Source organism: Microbacterium sp. 4-7 (assembly GCF_014332665.1).
In the GTDB taxonomy this organism is placed as follows: Bacteria; Actinomycetota; Actinomycetes; order Actinomycetales; family Microbacteriaceae; genus Microbacterium.
Map to the genome: position 1 here is coordinate 172,278 of NZ_MCRH01000005.1, position 17,139 is coordinate 189,416.

At 68.8% G+C, this 17,139-nt stretch carries 14 protein-coding genes; 10 read left to right on the forward strand and 4 right to left on the reverse strand.

What is annotated here, in order from left to right; translation table 11 throughout:
• Nucleotides 1-3 precede the first annotated feature (3 nt).
• From BEP68_RS10880 to BEP68_RS10890, 3 genes are read left to right on the forward strand one after another with little or no spacing between them, the layout of a single operon-like run.
• Entirely contained in the window at nt 4-1,002 is a 999-nt protein-coding gene (locus tag BEP68_RS10880) for an iron chelate uptake ABC transporter family permease subunit (protein ID WP_187249979.1), read from the forward strand.
• On the forward strand, nt 995-2,020 hold the full coding sequence (locus BEP68_RS10885) for an iron chelate uptake ABC transporter family permease subunit (RefSeq protein ID WP_187249980.1): 1,026 nt from the start codon (nt 995-997) through the stop codon (nt 2,018-2,020). Before BEP68_RS10880 ends, BEP68_RS10885 begins: the two co-directional genes overlap by 8 nt.
• Complete coding sequence (locus tag BEP68_RS10890) at nt 2,017-2,772, forward strand: ABC transporter ATP-binding protein (protein WP_053098831.1); 756 nt, start codon at nt 2,017-2,019, stop codon at nt 2,770-2,772. Before BEP68_RS10885 ends, BEP68_RS10890 begins: the two co-directional genes overlap by 4 nt.
• Before the next feature lie 3 nt (nt 2,773-2,775).
• Here BEP68_RS10890 and BEP68_RS10895 read toward each other — a convergent pair whose 3' ends face one another.
• Genes BEP68_RS10895 through BEP68_RS10905 form a run of 3 tightly spaced genes read right to left on the reverse strand, consistent with a single transcriptional unit; the run spans nt 2,776 to nt 4,707 of the window.
• The gene (locus BEP68_RS10895) at nt 2,776-2,973 is read right to left on the reverse strand and encodes a hypothetical protein (protein WP_053098832.1); all 198 of its coding nucleotides are present in this window, start codon (nt 2,971-2,973) and stop codon (nt 2,776-2,778) included.
• A 38-nt stretch (nt 2,974-3,011) separates the two neighbouring features.
• Nucleotides 3,012-3,971: a DNA-3-methyladenine glycosylase family protein gene (locus BEP68_RS10900; protein ID WP_056277061.1), complete on the reverse strand. Its 960-nt coding sequence runs from the start codon at nt 3,969-3,971 to the stop codon at nt 3,012-3,014.
• 34 nt (nt 3,972-4,005) lie between these two features.
• Complete coding sequence (locus BEP68_RS10905; RefSeq protein ID WP_053098834.1) at nt 4,006-4,707, reverse strand: winged helix-turn-helix domain-containing protein; 702 nt, start codon at nt 4,705-4,707, stop codon at nt 4,006-4,008.
• Nucleotides 4,708-5,035: 328 nt separating this feature from the next.
• On the opposite strand from BEP68_RS10905, the gene BEP68_RS18210 reads away from it, so the two are divergent.
• The 4 genes from BEP68_RS18210 (at nt 5,036) to BEP68_RS10925 (ending at nt 11,255) form a co-directional block, all read left to right on the forward strand.
• Nucleotides 5,036-5,344, forward strand: a complete 309-nt coding sequence (locus tag BEP68_RS18210; protein ID WP_053099389.1) for a GNAT family N-acetyltransferase — start codon at nt 5,036-5,038, stop codon at nt 5,342-5,344.
• A gap of 153 nt (nt 5,345-5,497) precedes the next feature.
• The gene (locus tag BEP68_RS10915) at nt 5,498-6,943 is read left to right on the forward strand and encodes an MFS transporter (RefSeq protein WP_053098835.1); all 1,446 of its coding nucleotides are present in this window, start codon (nt 5,498-5,500) and stop codon (nt 6,941-6,943) included.
• A gap of 109 nt (nt 6,944-7,052) precedes the next feature.
• Nucleotides 7,053-8,207 (forward strand): exonuclease SbcCD subunit D, encoded by a 1,155-nt coding sequence (locus BEP68_RS10920; RefSeq protein WP_053098836.1) that lies wholly within the window; start codon nt 7,053-7,055, stop codon nt 8,205-8,207.
• A 51-nt stretch (nt 8,208-8,258) separates the two neighbouring features.
• Complete coding sequence (locus tag BEP68_RS10925; RefSeq protein WP_187249981.1) at nt 8,259-11,255, forward strand: AAA family ATPase; 2,997 nt, start codon at nt 8,259-8,261, stop codon at nt 11,253-11,255.
• 26 nt (nt 11,256-11,281) lie between these two features.
• On the opposite strand, the gene BEP68_RS10930 is transcribed toward BEP68_RS10925, so the two are convergent.
• On the reverse strand, nt 11,282-11,839 hold the full coding sequence (locus tag BEP68_RS10930; protein ID WP_056277071.1) for a nucleoside phosphorylase: 558 nt from the start codon (nt 11,837-11,839) through the stop codon (nt 11,282-11,284).
• Between the two features lie 112 nt (nt 11,840-11,951).
• Between BEP68_RS10930 and nadE the strand changes: the two genes are divergently transcribed.
• The 3 genes from nadE (at nt 11,952) to BEP68_RS10945 (ending at nt 17,124) form a co-directional block, all read left to right on the forward strand.
• Nucleotides 11,952-12,770: an ammonia-dependent NAD(+) synthetase gene (nadE, locus tag BEP68_RS10935; RefSeq protein ID WP_053098839.1), complete on the forward strand. Its 819-nt coding sequence runs from the start codon at nt 11,952-11,954 to the stop codon at nt 12,768-12,770.
• 68 nt (nt 12,771-12,838) lie between these two features.
• Nucleotides 12,839-16,309 carry a TM0106 family RecB-like putative nuclease gene (locus BEP68_RS10940; RefSeq protein ID WP_187249982.1) on the forward strand — a complete coding sequence of 1,157 codons (3,471 nt, stop codon included), beginning with the start codon at nt 12,839-12,841 and terminating at the stop codon, nt 16,307-16,309.
• Between the two features lie 23 nt (nt 16,310-16,332).
• Entirely contained in the window at nt 16,333-17,124 is a 792-nt protein-coding gene (locus BEP68_RS10945; RefSeq protein WP_187249983.1) for a hypothetical protein, read from the forward strand.
• Nucleotides 17,125-17,139: the final 15 nt, after the last annotated feature.

Genomic DNA, 17,139 nt, shown 5'->3' on the forward strand with positions numbered 1-17,139 from the left:
ATGATGACCCGCACCCACACCCGCACCGCATCCATCGAGTCGCCCCGTTCCGTCGGGCGGCTCTTCGACGTGAAGCTGCTCGTCGGCATCCTCGTCGTCGTCGCACTCCTCGTCGTGTCGCTCTTCACGGGCGTATACGACATCGCGGGGGCCGCGGACGGCGCGGAGATGTTCCAGATCACCCGCGTGCCGCGCACGATCGCTCTCGTCCTCGCGGGAGCCGCCATGGCGATGGCCGGGCTCGTGATGCAGCTCCTCACCCAGAACCGCTTCGTCGAACCCACGACCACCGGCACGACCGAGTGGGCAGGGCTCGGTCTGCTGACCGTCATGGTGCTGGTGCCGAACCCGTCGATCCCGTTGAGGATGACGGGCGCCATCATCGCCGCCTTCATCGGCACGATGGTCTTCTTCGCATTCCTGCGCCGCGTCTCCCTCCGGTCGTCGCTCATCGTCCCGATCATCGGGATCATGCTCGGCGCCGTCGTCGGATCGGTGTCGACGTACTTCGCGCTCGTCACCGACTCGCTCCAGGCGATCGGCGTCTGGTTCGCCGGCAGCTTCACCTCGGTGCTCCGCGGGCAGTACGAGATGCTCTGGATCGTGGCGGTCGTCGGGGTCGTCGTCTTCATTGTGGCGGACCGCCTCACGATCGCCGGACTGGGGGAGGAGATCGCCACCAACGTCGGCGTCGACTACAACCGCGTGATCCTGCTCGGGACCGTGCTGATCGCCGTCACCACCGGAGTCGTCACGGTCGTCGTCGGCAACCTCCCGTTCCTCGGACTGATCGTGCCCAACATCGTCTCGATGGTCCGAGGAGACGACCTGCGCAGCAACCTGCCGTGGGTGTGTCTGCTGGGCATCGCGATCGTCACGGTCTGCGACATCATCGGCCGCACGATCATCATGCCGTTCGAGGTCCCGGTCTCGCTGATCCTCGGGATCGTCGGCGCGATCGTCTTCATCCTCCTCCTGCTGAGGCAGCGTCGTCGTGGCTAGCGCACTCGCGGTCGATGCCCGCACCTCCGGATCCTTCACGTCCGCGCGTGCGCGCCGTCGCTACGCCCTGGTGCTGGGCGTCCTCATCGTCCTCTCCGCGGCCTTCGCCTTCGCCCTGCTCGCCTGGGACAACCCCATGCCGATCGGATCGCCTGGGTTCTGGCGCATCGCGAAGCTCCGCGTGACGAATGTGACCGTGATGGCAGTGGTCGCGGTGGCGCAGGCGATCGCGACCGTGAGCTTTCAGACGGTCACGAACAACCGCATCATCACGCCGTCGATCATGGGGTTCGAATCGCTCTATCGGGTGGTGCAGACGACTACGGTCTACCTGTTCGGCGTCGCAGGGCTCGTCGCGATCCAGGGCGTCTGGCAGTTCGGCCTGCAGGTCGTCATCATGGTGGGGCTCGCGATGGCGCTCTACGGATGGCTGCTGTCGGGGCGCTACGGAAACCTCCAGATCATGCTCCTGATCGGGATCATCATCGGCGGCGGACTCGGGGCGATCTCGACCTTCATGCAGCGGCTGCTCACACCGAGCGAGTTCGACGTGCTGGCGGCTCGCCTCTTCGGCAACGTCTCCAACGCGGACGCGTCCTACCTGCCGCTCGCGATCCCGCTGTGCGTCGCCGCGTCCGCGCTGCTGTGGCTGCGGGCACGGCGGCTGAACCTCCTCGCGCTCGGACCCGACGTGTCGCGCTCGCTCGGACTCGACCACAAGCGCGAGCTCTATGCCGTGCTCTTCCTCGTCGCCGTGCTGATGGCGACCTCCACCGCGCTGGTGGGCCCGATGACGTTCCTCGGCTTCCTCGTCGCGACCCTCGCGTACCAGTTCGCCGATACATACGACCACCGGCTCATCTTCCCGGTGGCGGTGCTCACCGCCTTCACGATCCTCGCCGGGGCGTACTTCGTCATGAAGAACGTCTTCTACGCGCAGGGCATGGTGTCGATCCTCATCGAACTCGTCGGAGGAACCGTGTTCCTCGTCGTCATCCTCAGAAAGGGCAGGCTGTGATCACACTCGACGGCGTCCGCCGCGACTACAGCGACCAGGTCGCGATCGGCCCTGTGGACCTCCGGATCCCCTCCGGCGGCATCACAGCACTGATCGGTCCGAACGGCGCGGGAAAGTCGACTCTGCTGACGATGATCGGCCGGCTCGGCGGCATGGACGCCGGAGCGATCGAGATCGCCGGATACGACGTGGCGACCACGAAGTCGAAGGATCTCGCCAAGATCGTCTCGGTGCTGCGGCAGGAGAACCACTTCGTCACCCGTCTCACCGTGCGCCAGCTGGTGGGCTTCGGGCGCTTCCCGCATTCGAAGGGCCGGCTGACGCGCGCCGACGAGGAGCTCATCAGCAGAGCGATCGACTTCCTCGATCTCGGGGACCTCGAAGGTCGATACCTGGACGAGCTCTCCGGCGGCCAGCGACAGCGAGCCTACGTCGCCATGGTCCTGGCGCAGGACACCGAGTTCGTTCTGCTCGACGAGCCACTCAACAACCTCGACATGAAGCACGCCGTGCAGATGATGAAGCACCTGCGCCGGGCGTCGGAGGAGCTGGGGCGCACGATCGTCATCGTGCTGCATGACATCAACTTCGCGGGGCACTACGCCGACCACATCTGCGCCATGAAGGACGGAGCCGTCATCGAGTTCGGGTCGCCCGCCGAGATCATGACCGGCGACGTGCTCACCCGGGTGTTCGATACGCCCGTGCGGGTGGTCGAGGGGCCGTCCGGTCCGTTGGCGGTCTACTACTGACGCTCAGAGCTCGACGCCGTGGTCCTCGTCGTTGACGCCGGTGTTGTGGCCGCGCCGGGACTCGTAGCCGATGAACCAGCCGAGCCAGACGATCGCGGCGAGCAGGATGCCGAGCCAGACGTTCTGGAAGATCAGGCCGATCACGACACCGACGATGAGCAGCCCTGCCGTGACGGAGAAGCGGAGTGCGTTGCGGGACATGGCCTCAGCCTAGGGGCGATCCGCGCCGTGCGGCAGGGTCAGCGACTCCGATGATCTTCGGGGGAGAGCCGCGGCCCACGACGGGGTTCGCTCACCCTGCTCGCGAAGATGAGGCGGATCACTCGCTGCCGGTGGCCGGCCCACGGGGCGAGCAGCTCGAGCATCCCGTCGTCATCCGTGCGGTGGCCCGTGAGGGCATAGCCGACCTGATGGGCCAGGTGGTAGTCCCCGACGCTCACGGCGTCAGGATCGCCGAGGGCTCTGATGCGGGTCTCGGCCGAGGTCCAGATGCCGACGCCCGGCAAGCTCGTCAGCACGCGATCGCGCTCCTCGCCGGCGGGGGCGGCCAGAAGTGCGCGCGAGACGCTCTCAGCGCGCTCGGCGGCGCGCACGACGGTCTTCGACTGCGGCGGCTGCACCGCGACCCGGTGCCAGTCCCACGACGGGATGCGGCGCCACTGCGCGGCGGTGGGGGCGGTGTACATCGGCCTCGGGGTGGGACCGGGTGCGCGCTCGCCGAACTTCGTGACGAGCTGTCTCCATGCGCGGAACGCCTCGAGGCCGGTCACCTTCTGCTCGATGATCGCGCACGCGAGAGCGTCGAACACGACGCCCGTGCGAGCCAGGCGGATGCCGACCGACCGGCGTGCGACGTCGGCGATCAGCGGATGATGGGAGGGATCGAAGCCGGTGGGGTCGTCGTTCGCGCCGCACAGCTCCGGGACGCTGTCGAGCGCGTGCTCCGCTCCGTCGCCCCACGCCGTGGCGATGATCTCGTCGCCGCGGGCGCGCAGCGCGAGTGCGGCAGGACCGAGCGGCGTTCGCAGCGTGCGCCAGATCACCGGGCCGTCGAACACCATGGTCGGGTCGCCGGGCCCCCGTCGCAGCATGCCCACCGTCGCGCGGAGATCGACGGGTGCGGCCGGCCGATACACGGTCTCGCGCGGCGCGCCGCGGGAGGCCGCATCGGCGGCTCCGGCATCCGCGGTCAGGGTCATGCGCCCACCATACGTGGCGGGGCTGACACTCGGATCAGAAGCGGTCGGGCGAGGGCGTTCCGTGGCCGTAGCGGATGACGACGTCGGCGTGCCGGTCGAAGCGGTAGCCGATGCCGCGCACGGTGCGGACGATGTCCTCGTAGCGGCCGAGCTTCGCGCGCAGACGCCGCACGTGCACGTCGATCGTGCGCTCGCCGGGAGTCTCGTCGTCCTGCGCCTGCCAGAGCGCGGAGACCAGCTCGCTGCGCTCGATCGTCCGTCCTTCACGGAGCACGAGGTACTGCAGCAGCTCGAACTCCTTGTAGGTGAACGCCGCGGACTCGCCGTCGATCAGCACGCGCTTGCGCGAGATGTCGACCACGACGCCGCCTTCTTCGTCGGTCGCCTCCTCTTCGGCAGCGGCCTTGGTGCGTGCGATCGCACCCGGCTCGTGCAGTGCGAGACGGACGACGTCGAGGTCGCGGCCGCCGGAGCCGTGCGGGGCCAGGGCGACGGTGGCGTGCGTCTCGGCACCCGGTGCGAGCTCGGCGAGGGTGCGGCGCAGAGCGTCGACCAGGAGCGGGAGGCTGACGCCGGCTTCGGCGGCCTTGATCTCGTCGAGACCGACGTAGAGGGCGAATCCTCGCGGCGAGCGGACGGCGGGAAGATCTGCATCGAGCGGTGCGGCGGGCTCCGACGAGACGGTGCGGACGGCGGTGGCGGCGGCGGGACGCTCGAGAAGTGCGATGTTCGACATGATGATGTAGTCCTCAGGACGTGAGCCGGAAGAAGGCTCTGATGCGTTGCATGAATGACCGGGCGAGCCGGGAAGCGAGCACGGGGTGGGTGCTCGGAGACCAGTCCTCGCAGATCGCGAGAAGTCAGGTCAGACGGAGTGGCTGTTCGTTCAGCGACACATTCGGCAACACATGCCAACGCGACCGGGCATCATCATCCCGGCAGTCCTGTTCGCCTCCTGGGCGGACAAAGGGCTTGCGTTGGTAGTCATGGGGGGATTATGTCGGAAGAAGTCCGCGCGTGTCAAAACGGCCGCCGGCCGGGGAGCGAGGCGTAACGTGGAGAAGGTGACCACTTCGACCCTCGCTGCCGGCTTCATCCTCACTGATGAGAAGGACGCCTCGCGGTACACGCTGACGCGCGACGGGCAGCTCGTCAGCGTGCTCGACTATCGCGACGACGGGAACACGATCGCCCTGACGCGAGCCTTCACCATCCCGACTTTCCGCGGCCACGGCTACGCGGGCGTCGTCGTGGAGGGAGCGGTCGCCGAGATCGAGGAGCGCGGAGATCGCAAGGTCGACGCCGTGTGCTGGTATGTCGCCGACTGGTTCCAGGCGCATCCCGAGCACGCGTCTCTGCTGCGCTCGCGCTGACGCATCGACGTGTGACGCTGTGTTACGCGGCGTCATTCCTCCGGTAATATGGATGCTCTGCTCAGCCCCGTCGGCTGAGGTGGTCAGGCGCTGACGCGCGCTGGTCCGAGGCTCGAAACCTCCGGCATCGTCCCCGACACCGGAGGTTCTTCCATGTCATCGTCCCTGCGCGCCCGCCCCCAGACACGGTGGTGGGCGCTCGTCGTCATCTCCCTCACGCAGCTGATCGTCGTCCTCGACGGCACCATCGTCAGCATCGCCCTGCCGCAGGCGCAGGCATCGCTCGGTCTGAGCGACGGCCAGCGTCAGTGGGTGGTCACGGCCTACGCCCTCGCCTTCGGCGCGCTGCTTCTGCTCGGAGGACGCATCGCCGACTACCTCGGTCGCAAGCGCACCTTCATGATCGGGATGGTGGGCTTCGGCGCGGCGTCCCTGTTCGGCGGCCTCGCGCAGTCCGGCTGGGAGCTGATCCTCGCGCGCGGCCTCCAGGGGGTCTTCGCCGCGCTCCTCGCTCCCGCCGCCCTCGCTCTCCTCACCGTGACCTTCCCCTCCGGGAAGGAGCGCAACACGGCGTTCGCCGTCTTCGGGACGGTCGCAGGAACAGGAGCGGCCGTCGGTCTCCTCCTGGGCGGATTCCTCACGGAGTTCACCGATTGGCGCTGGTGCCTGCTCGTCAACCTGTTCTTCGTCGCGATCGGACTGATCGGCGGAGCGCTCTTCCTGACGGAGAGCAAGGCGGACGGCGACAACCGCTACGACGTCTGGGGCGCGATCACCGTGACCCTCGGTCTCGGCTCCCTCGTCTACGGGTTCAGCCTCGCCGAGAACGGCTGGGGCGACCCGCTCACCATCACCTTCCTCGTGCTCGGAGTCGTGCTGCTCGCCGCGTTCGTCTGGGTCGAGAGCCGCGTGGCCCAGCCGCTCCTTCCGCTGCGGGTCGTCGCGGACCGGGTCAGGGGTGGTGCGTTCCTGATCCAGGGCGTGGCCGGAGCGATCATGATCGGCGCGACGCTCTACCTGACCTTCCACCTGCAGTTCGTGCTCGGGATGGGCGCGCTTCAGGCGGGCGCGGCGACCCTGCCGCTGCCGATCGCCACGATGATCATCGCCCCGATCGCGACCAAGCTGCTCGGAGTGATCGGACCGCGGCCGATGATGATCGTCGGACCGCTCATCGCCGCGGCGGGTCTGTTCCTGTTGTCGGGCATCACCCCGGACGGCGCCTACCTGGTGCAGATCGCCCCGGCGCTCGTGCTGCTCGGCGTCGGCATGGGCTTCGTCTTCATCCCGCTGCAGAACCTCGCTCTCACCGGAGTGGCTCCGCACGACGCGGGCATCGCGTCGGCAGTCGCCAACTCGGCCATGCAGATCGGCGGATCGATCGGCCTGTCGGTGTTCACAGCCGTGTACGCCGCGTCGGTCGGAGGGCACGCCCAGGCGGATCTCGACCCCGGGCAGCTGACCGACGCTTACGGCTGGGTCTTCATCGTCGCGTCGATCCTCATGCTCGTCGCCGCGGTGATCGCCGCGGTGATGGTGCGGGGCACGAAGGACGAGCTGATGCCGGCGCAGCCGGGACTGGCCGTCGCTGCGCACTGACGTCGTCGTGGCGTCCTCTCTCGGCCGGATCGCGGAGATCTCGATGCGGGGAACGGGCGCCACGGCACGCCTCGGACCGAATGTCGGTGGGGGTTCGTAGCGTGTGAGTATGCGAATCCTGCACACCTCCGACTGGCACATCGGCCGCACCTTCCATGGCAACTCGACCATGGACGCGCTGGCCGAGGTGCTCGGGGCGCTCACGGCGCAGGTTCGCGACCACGCGGTCGACGTCGTCATCGTCGCCGGCGACGTGTTCGACTCGGCGACCCCCGCCGGCCCCGCGTACACGCTTCTCGGTGACGCTCTCGTGGCGCTGCACGAGACGGGGGCCCGTGTGATCGTCACGAGCGGCAACCACGACTCCGCCGCGCGGCTGGGGTTCCAGGCGCGACTGCTGCGTGACGGCATCCATGTGCTGACCGACCCCCTCGCGATCGGCACTCCGGTGACACTGACAGACGCCGACGGCCCCGTGCACTTCTTCGGCATCCCCTACCTCGAGCCCGCCATCGTCCGACAGCACTGGAACGGGGCCGAACTGCGCACGCAGGCGCAGACGCTGGCGCACGCCATGGACCTCGTACGGGTCGGTATGAATGAACACCCCGGCCGGTCCGTCGCGATCGCCCACTGCTTCTCCGCCGGGGTCGACGCCACGGTGGGCCTCGAGCGCGAGGTCCGGCAGGGCGGTCTCGACGTCGTGCCGCTGACCGTGTTCGACGGTCCCGACTACGTCGCCCTCGGTCACATCCACGGGCGCCAGCAGATCAGCGAGCGCGTGCGCTACTCGGGCGCCCCCCTGCATTACAGCTTCGGCGAGCAGAACAAGCCGCGCGGGTCCTGGCTGGTCGAGCTCGACGCGACCGGACTGGCATCGGTCGAGTGGCTCGAGCTCCCCGTGCCTCGCCGTCTCGTCACGCTCACGGGCACCCTCGAGGAGATCCTGTCGACCGAGAACGTCGCCGCTCACGCGGAGGACTGGGTCTGCGCGGTCTACACCGACGCGCTCGCCCAGACAGAGCCGATGCGCCGACTCCGTGAGCGGTATCCGCACTGCGCGATGGTGCAGCATCAGCCGTCCCAGACCTCGGAGACGATCGAGCGGTCGTACGTCGAGAGATTGCAGGGTGCCGTGACCGATCCTGAACGGATCGAGGCCTTCCTCGAGCACGTCCGCTCAGGGCACGGGGCGACCGAGCGCGAGGCCGAGCTGATCCGCGAGGTGCTCGATGACCGCGTTCGTGCAGAAGCCCTCGTCTAGTCCGGTGGCCGCTCGACGCGAAGACTCTCCGACAGCGAAGGAGGCGCTCTGATGCAGCTGCACCTCCTCGAGGTCGAGGGCTTCGGGCCGTTCCGCGATCGTCAGGTCGTCGACTTCGACGCCTTCGCAGACGACGGCATCTTCCTGATCGCCGGTCGCACGGGAGCAGGCAAATCCAGCATCCTCGATGCGGTCTGCTTCGCTCTCTACGGTGGGGTGCCACGGTACGAGGGTGGCGAGAAGCGACTGCGCAGCGACCACTGCGAGCCCGACGACGTCACCGAGGTCGTCGTCGAGTTCAGCACTCCGGCCGGCCGATACCGGGTCACACGTTCGCCCGAGTACGAGCGGCCCAAGAAGCGTGGCGGCGGGATGACGGTGCAGTCGGCAGCCGTGCAGCTCGACACGCTGGTCGGCGGCGAGTGGATCGGACTCGCTGCGAAGGAGCGCGAGGCAGCCTACGAACTCGACGAGATCCTGCAGCTCAGCCGTGAGCAGTTCCTGCAGGTGATCCTGCTCGCGCAGAACCGCTTCTCGGAGTTCCTGCTCGCCGGCAGCCGTGAGCGGCAGGCACTGCTGCGGCGGTTGTTCGGCACCGAGCGGTTCGAGGACGTGCAGACACGTTTCGACGAGCGACGCAAGGCGGCGGAGCGGTCGCTCGGAGCCCGTCTCGCCACCGTGTCAGTCCGCCTCGACGAAGGCGAGCGACTGGTCGACAACGCCGACCTCGGGCATGACACCGACGCGCAGGGAGGCGACACCGCTTCGAGTGAGGCGGAGTCCCTCGTGATGACGACGGACGACCGTCTCGACCGTCTGCGTCGCGCTCAGGCTCGAGCGGACTACCGCGCCGAGCGTCGCGCGGCGGAGCGTGTCGACGCCGAGAAGGAGTCGGATGCCGCGGATGCGGCGCTCGCGACGCTGCGAGACGAGCAGAGGGCGCAGATCGAGCGCGATCGTGCCAGGGCAGCGCTCGATCGTCTCGAGGCCGAGGAGCCTCGGATCGCGGACGCGCGCACGGAACTGCACGAGGCTCGGACTGCGGAGCTTCTTCGGGGCCCGATCACGGCCGCGGCGACGGCGTCTTCTGCGCTCGATGCGTCGGTCGAAGCCGAGAAGCGCGCACGCGCCGTGTGGGCGGCTCACGACATCGTCACGGACGATCTCGCGGAATGGGCGGCTGAACGCACCAGGCAGACGGGCACGTGGCAGCGGGCGGCGGAACTGGAGGGTTCCGCGTCCGCTCTCGACGCCGAACTCACCGCAGCCGCGGATGCCGTGGCGGCGGCGACCGCGCGCATCGAGGCGGCGGAGGCCGATCGCGTCGCTCTTCCGGGACAGCTCGAACAGCTCACTCTCGACCGTGACGCGGCGAGGCAGCGTGCCGATCGCGTCGCGGATCTGGCTGCAGCGCGAGATGCTGCCGCCGTGCGGCATGCCGCCGCACTCGAGGCGGAACGCCTCGGTGTCGCGCACGCTGGAGCGGAGCGCGAGCTCGCTGAGGCCAGCGTCGCGCTCGCCGCGGCCCAGACGGCGCTGGCTCAGCTCAGACAGCGCCGCCTCGACGGCATCGCGGGAGAGCTGGCGGCTTCCCTGCAGGACGACGAAGCGTGTCCGGTATGCGGATCCCCCGAGCATCCCGCTCCCGCCGTGCACACGGATCCGGTGTCCGCCGACGACGTCGACGAAGCCGAGACCGAGCGCGACATCATCGCCGGGCGTGAGCGTGACGCCGCCGAGCACGTGTCCTCGCTGCGTGCGGATCTCGCCGCCGCAGTCACCCGGGCCGACGGTCGAGCAGCCGATGAGGCTGCCACAGAGTTGCACGACGCGACCGCCGCACACGCGGAGAGCGTCGAGGCCTCGCACGAGCGGACGAGGCTCGAACAGCGGCGCGACGCCCTGATCGAACGCATCCGGCGGCTCGAGATCGATCGCGAACGTGACTCCGCCGCGCTGGCCGCAGCCCGCGAGGAGCACTCGCTCGTGGCTCAGCGCATGGCCGAGGCGCGTCAGGCGATCGCCGACGCGAAAGGACCGTTCGACTCCGTGGCAGCGCGGCTCGCTGCGACGCTCGATGAAGTTCAGGCTGCTCTCGCGCTGGTCGAGGCGTCGGCCGAACGTGAGCGCAGAGCAGAGGCGGCGACCGCGGCGATGCTCGAGCGGGACGCCGCACTCGCCGCCTCCGAGTTTCCCGACGTGGCCGCTGTCGAGCGGGCGCTGCGCTCCGCCGCTTCCCAGGCGGCGCTCGAGAGCCGGATCACGCAGCATGCCGTGCTCAGAGAGAAGGAGCGCGCGATCCTCCTCGACCTCGAACTGCGCACGCTGCCCGAGGAGCCGATCGACCTCGATCCCGCCGAGCTGAGGTCCCTCGCCGCTCGGCAGCGCTGGTCGGCAGCGGTCGACGAAGCCGGGCGAGCTGCCGCCGTGGCGGAGCAGCTCGCAGCACTCATCGAGGCCGCCGCCGCCGAGCACGCGCGCACCGCGGAGGACGCCGCCGAGTACGAAGTCCTGCAGAACCTGGCCGACACCATCGCCGGGCGCGGTGCGAACACGCGCAAGATGACCCTCGAGACGTTCGTGCTGGCCGCGGAGCTCGAGGAGATCGTCGAGGCGGCCAATCGACGCCTCGGTGACATGTCGACCGGGCGCTACCAACTGCGTCACTCCGACGCGCTCGCCGCGCGCGGCGCGGCATCCGGGCTCGGGATCGTCGTGTTCGACGCATTCACCGGCCAGACAAGGCCAGCGCAGTCCCTGTCAGGAGGCGAGACGTTCCTGAGTTCGCTCGCCCTCGCTCTCGGACTCGCCGAGGTGGTCACGGCGCGAGCCGGCGGCATCCGTCTCGACACCCTCTTCATCGACGAGGGGTTCGGATCCCTCGACGGCGACACGCTCGACGTCGCTATGCGCACCCTCGACGAGCTCCGACAGGGCGGTCGCACCGTCGGGGTGATCAGCCACGTCGAGGCGATGCAGGAGCAGATCCCCGCGCAGCTCTCCGTACGCGCGACGCCGAACGGGCCGAGCATCATCGAGACGCGCTGAGACCCCGCACCGACGCGGTGCGTGTCTCAGACGCCGTACTCCCGACGGATCACCTCGCGCAGCTGCACGCTGCAGCGGGCGATCGCCTCGCGGAAGTCGACGAGCGCACCGTCCTCGGCTCGATCGGAGATCGCACGGAAAGCACGGATCGGCACCCCGAACTTCTCGGCGACCCAGATGTACGCATAGGTCTCCATGTCGACCAGTCCCGCACCGGACGGCCGGATGACGGCCGTGATCCCCGCATCGCCGACGAAGCTGTCTCCGGTCGCGATCAGCACACCCTCGCGGCCCGTCGACACGCGCGCCGGCAGGGAGACGTGCTGCCCTGCGACACCGTCGAGGTCGAACACGTCATGCTGCAGCGCGCTGCCGATCTCGTGGACCGTCGCCTCGAGTTCAGGGTCGATCCCACCGGCGGTGCCGACGACCACGACCTCGGAGTACTCCTTGGCGTCGAGCGCACGGGTCAGGGCGTAGACGGCCTGCATCTTGCCCTCGCCGGTCACGAGCTGGTCGAATCCCTCGAGCTCCTCCGGGAACGCTGCGAGTTCGGAGGCCATGGCTGCGACGAGAAGTTTCACTCCGCCATCCTCTCAGGTGCATCGGCCGCCGCGGAGTCACGCGCGTGCGATCCACGTCATCTCGATGTAACACTGGAGGAGGATACTGACGTCGGGTAGACCGGAGGAACACATGACCCTGCAGCAGCAGATCTCTGAAGCGCTCGGCGTGAGGGCTGAGATCGACCCCGAGATCGAGGTGGAGCGCCGCGTGCAGTTCCTCGTCGACTACCTGCGCACCACCGGCGCGAAAGGTTTCGTGCTCGGCATCTCGGGCGGTCAGGACTCGACACTCGCCGGTCGTCTGGCGCAGCTCGCCGTCGAGCGGGTGCGAGCAGAGGGCGGGGAGGCGAAGTTCCTCGCCGTCCGGCTGCCGTACCGCATCCAGAAGGACGCGGCGGATGCCCAGGCAGCACTCGAGTTCATCGAGCCGGATGCGTCGGTCGAGGTGAACATCCAGAACGGCGTCGACGGCGTCGAGGAGGACATCGAGTTCGCCGTCACGAGCGACATCAGCGACTTCAATCGCGGCAACATCAAGGCGCGAGTGCGCATGGTGACGCAGTACGCGCTGGCCGGCCACGACGGTCTGCTCGTGATCGGCACCGACCACGCGGCTGAGGCCGTGACGGGCTTCTACACGAAGTTCGGCGACGGGGCCGCCGACATCCTCCCGCTCTCCGGACTCACCAAGAGGCAGGGGCGTTCGCTTCTCCTGCTCCTCGACGCTCCCGACCAGCTCGCCTACAAGGTGCCCACCGCCGATCTGCTCGACGGTCAGCCCGGTCGCGCCGATGAGGACGAGCTCGGACTCACCTACGAGCAGATCGACGACTTCCTCGAAGGGCGCCAGGTCGACCCGGAGGTCGCCGGGCGCATCGAGTCGCGCTATCTCGCCACCCAGCACAAGCGCAACCTGCCCGTGACGCCCGACGACTCCTGGTGGCGCTGAGCGGCCCATCGTGATCCCGTGTCGGATGCCGCGGCTAGTGTCGAAGTGTCCGACAGAACGGGAGCATCGTGCGGATCGACACTCAGGCGCAGCGCGTCATCTGGAGCGCGAGCGACCTCAAGGCGGCCGCCGAATGCGAGTTCGCGTGGTGCCGCGCGATCGACGCCAAGCTGGGGCGGGTCCCCGCCGTCGACGAGCCCGAAGACGCGACGCTGGCGCGGGCGGCGCTGCTCGGAGACGTGCATGAGCGGACGGTCTTGGCGCGCTATCTCGATGATCTCGGCGCCGATCGGGTGCATCTCGTCGAGAAGGTGTCGTCCGTCGACGCAGTTGCCCTGGCGGCGGCGGTCGAAGAGACGGTCCAGGCACTCGGCTCCGACGCTGTCGTCGTCTTCCAGGCGGCTTTCGCTACACCCGAGTTCGTGGGATTCGCAGATTTCCTGAAGCGCGACGACGACGGTCGCTGGCGGGTGCAGGATTCGAAGCTCGCCCGAAAAGCGCGGGTCACGGCCCTCATGCAGCTCGCGGCATATGTCGATCAGCTCGATCGGCTCGGCATCCCACGATCCGACGAGGTCGACCTCATCCTCGGCGACGGCTCAGTGAGCACCCACTCCGTCGACGACCTCCTCCCGTTGTTCCAGGTGCGACGGGCGCGTCTGCGCGCGCTCATCGCAGATCGTCGCATCGACGACGGTTCCGCCGGGGCCGCGCTGGCGTGGGGCGACGACCGCGGCGATCTCGAGGTCGTGGCGTGCGGGCGCTGCGCCACCTGCGAGGAACAGGTGATCGCGCACCGAGATCTCCTCATGGTCGCCCGCATGCGGCCCGTGCAGCGTGCGCGACTGAGAGCCGCCGGCATCGAGACCATCGACGCCTTGGCAGAGGCGCCCACGCCCCCCGACGGCATGAACACCGACACGTTCGAGACTCTGAGGGCACAGGCCCGACTGCAGATCCAGGCGGATGCCGACGGTGCGCCGACCTATGACGTGCACTACGCGGCCGCGATCCATACGCTCCCGGTGCCGAGCCACGGAGACATCTTCTTCGACTTCGAGGGTGACCCTCTCTACACCGAGCCGGCGTCGGACGGTCAGGCTCACTGGGGGATCGACTACCTCTTCGGATGGGTCGACAACTCCGATCAGTACACCGCGCTCTGGGCACACGATTTCGCGGCGGAACGCGAGGCGTTCGAGAGGTTCCTCGACTTCGTGAAGCTGCGGCGCGCGGCTCATCCGGGCATGCACATCTATCACTACGCCCCGTATGAGACCTCGCACCTCGTGGCCATGGCGGCGCGGCACGGCGTCCGTGAGGGCGAGATCGATCGACTGCTGCGTGAAGGAGTGTTCGTCGACCTGTATCCGCTCGTGCTGCGGACCGTGCGGGTCGGCACGAGGTCGTACTCCATCAAGAAGCTCGAGCCTCTCTACATGGGCGCGGATGTGCGCACGAGCGACGTCCAGAAGGGCGATGACTCGATCGTGCAGTACGTCGCGGCTCGAGAGCTCGCGGCGGCGGGGGAGCAGGAAGAAGCGGATGCCGTGTTCGCCGACCTCGCCGACTACAACCGCTACGACTGCGTCTCCACCCGGCGCCTCCGCAACTGGCTGATCGACATCGCGAGGGCTGAGGGCGTGACTCCGGCGCCGCCGGATGAAGCGGACGAGGTGATCTACGAGCCGTCACCGCGCTCGGTGTCACTGCTCGCCGATGCGAAGCGCGCGGTCGACGCAGGCGACGACGGTCAGGTGCATCGCATCGCGGCCGCGGCGATCGACTACTTCCCGCGCGAGGCGAAGAGCTTCTGGGTCTCGCACTTCCAGCGACTGCGCGAACCCGTCACGATGTGGGACGGCACGCGTGACGTCGTGCGCATCGACCGCGCCTCATCGCGCGTGCAGAGGGATTGGAGCATCGGCGAGGGCCGACGGGTGATGTCGCGCGACATCGAGATCCGCGGCGAGGTGTCGCCGGGCACCACTCTGGGCGCCGGGGCGCAGCCGTTCGCCCTGTATCCGGTGCCGGCTCCCTTCGACACCGAGGCACCGTCACGAGCGGTGCATGTCCCTCACACCGTCACGGTCGCCGAGGTGCTCGACGACGGCTACCTGATCACCGAGACGGCGATCCAGGGGCAGACCTGGGACGAGCTTCCCCTCGCTCTCACTCCGGCTGCGCCGCCACGCGTCGTCTCGCTGCAGGGCGCGATCGATGAGTGGGCGGACTCCGTCCACGCGGCCGCACCCGGGTTCCCGCGTGACGCGGCCACCGACGTGCTTCGTCGCCTCCCTCCGCGCACGCTGTCCGGTCGTCCGCTGCCCGAGCAGGGCGACGACGTGATCGACGCCATCGTCCGAGGCGTGCTCGATCTCGACCGCAGCTACCTCGCCGTGCAGGGCCCCCCGGGGACCGGCAAGACCTACACGGGCTCGCAGGTGATCGCCCGGCTGGTGAAGGAGCACGGATTCCGGATCGGTGTCGTGGCGCAGTCCCACGCGATCATCGAGAACCTCCTCGAACGAGTCGTCGCCGACGGTGTGCCGGCGAGTCAGGTCGGCAAGGCTCCGAAAGACCCCTCCGTCGAGCCGGGCTACACCGTCATCCCCAAGAACGGCATGGCGTCATTCCTCGCCGAGCAGGCCGAGCACGGTGCGGTCGTCGGCGGCACAGCGTGGGACTTCAGCAACACCGCCCGCGTCGAGCGCGGAGGGCTCGATCTCCTCGTGGTCGACGAAGCAGGGCAGTTCTCGCTCGCGTCGACGATCGCCGTCGCGGCCGGAGCGAAGAACCTGCTGCTCCTCGGAGACCCGCAGCAGCTTCCTCAGGTCAGTCAGGGCGCGCACCCCGAGCCGGTCGACACCTCGGCGCTCGGCTGGGTCATGGACGGCGACGCGGTCATCAAGCCCGATCACGGCTACTTCCTCGCGAGATCGTGGCGCATGCATCCGTTCGTCGCGGCCCCGGTGTCCAGGCTCGCGTACGCGGGCCAGCTCGCCTCGGCACCCGGAACCGAGAGGCGGTCGATCGACGGCGTCGACGCGGGGCTCCACGTCGTCCCGCTGCGGCATCGAGGCAACGCCACAGAGTCGCCGGAAGAGGCGGCCGAAGTGGTGGCGCTGGTACGCGGTCTCGTCGGACGCACGTTCACCGACAATGATGCGGAGTCCACGGCGCGCCCGCTGGCGCAGAACGACATCATCGTCGTCGCGCCGTACAACGCCCAGCGTCAGACCGTGCACGATGCGCTCGCCGCGGCGGGCTTCCACGACGTCCCGGTCGGCACGGTCGACAACTTCCAGGGCAAGGAGGCGGTGGTCTCGATCACCTCGCTCGCGGCGTCCAGCGGACGCGATGCTCCGCGAGGCCCGGAGTTCCTCCTGCTGCAGAATCGGTTGAACGTGGCGATCTCGAGGGCGCAGGTCGCGGCGTACCTCATCCACTCACCGGCCCTGCTCGACGATCTTCCGCGCACTCCCGAGGGGGTCGCTCGGATGAGCGCCTTCGCGCGTCTGGTCGGAGCGGCGAGCTGAGGTCGCCGGGGGCTGGGAGAGCGATGACTCACACGATCGATGATGTCCTGCGAGCCTCGGCCGCGTGGGTGTGGTTTCCCCGCGGCAGCGAGCAGCAGCGGAGCCATCTGCAGCTGGTGCGGTATCCGACGCGATTCGGTGGCGGAGTGCGCGGCTCGCAGGTCGACTCGGATGCGGATGCCGCAACCGTCGTAGAACACGCCATCGACCGCACGAGGGCGTGGGACGAGAGCGAGCTGCGGTTCTGGACCAACGCGTCCGACCGCCCCGATCTCGAAGCCGAGCTCCTCAGGCGCGGAGCCGAGCACATCGACACCGTAGCCGTCTTCGCGAGCCGGATCGACAGCGGCACGATCGACAGCGCCGCGAGCGATGTCCCGCCTGAAGCCAGGGCGGAGGTCGTGCGAACGCTCGAGCAGGTTCGCGAAGTCGACGCGATCAATGTACCGGTCTGGAAGCAGCAGCCGCTCGATGACGAAGGCCTGCGCATCGAACTCGACGGGATCACATCGGCGTACGACGCAGGCACGCAGGTGCGTGTTCTCGCCCGTCTCGGCGCGGACGGCGAGGCGGTCAGCACGGGCGGCTGCACGATCGTCGACGGCTTCGCACGCCTGTGGGGAGCGGCGACGATCGAGCAGGCACGGGGACGAGGAGCCTACCGTGCCGTCCTCGTGGAGCGGCTTCGCCAGAGCGCGGCACGGGGAGCGACCACGGCGTTGGTGAAGGGGCGCACCGCCACCTCCGCGCCGATCCTCGCGCGAGCGGGTTTCACGAAGTACGGCGAGGAGCGCTGCTACCTCCTGAGGGCGTGAGTCACACGACGCGGC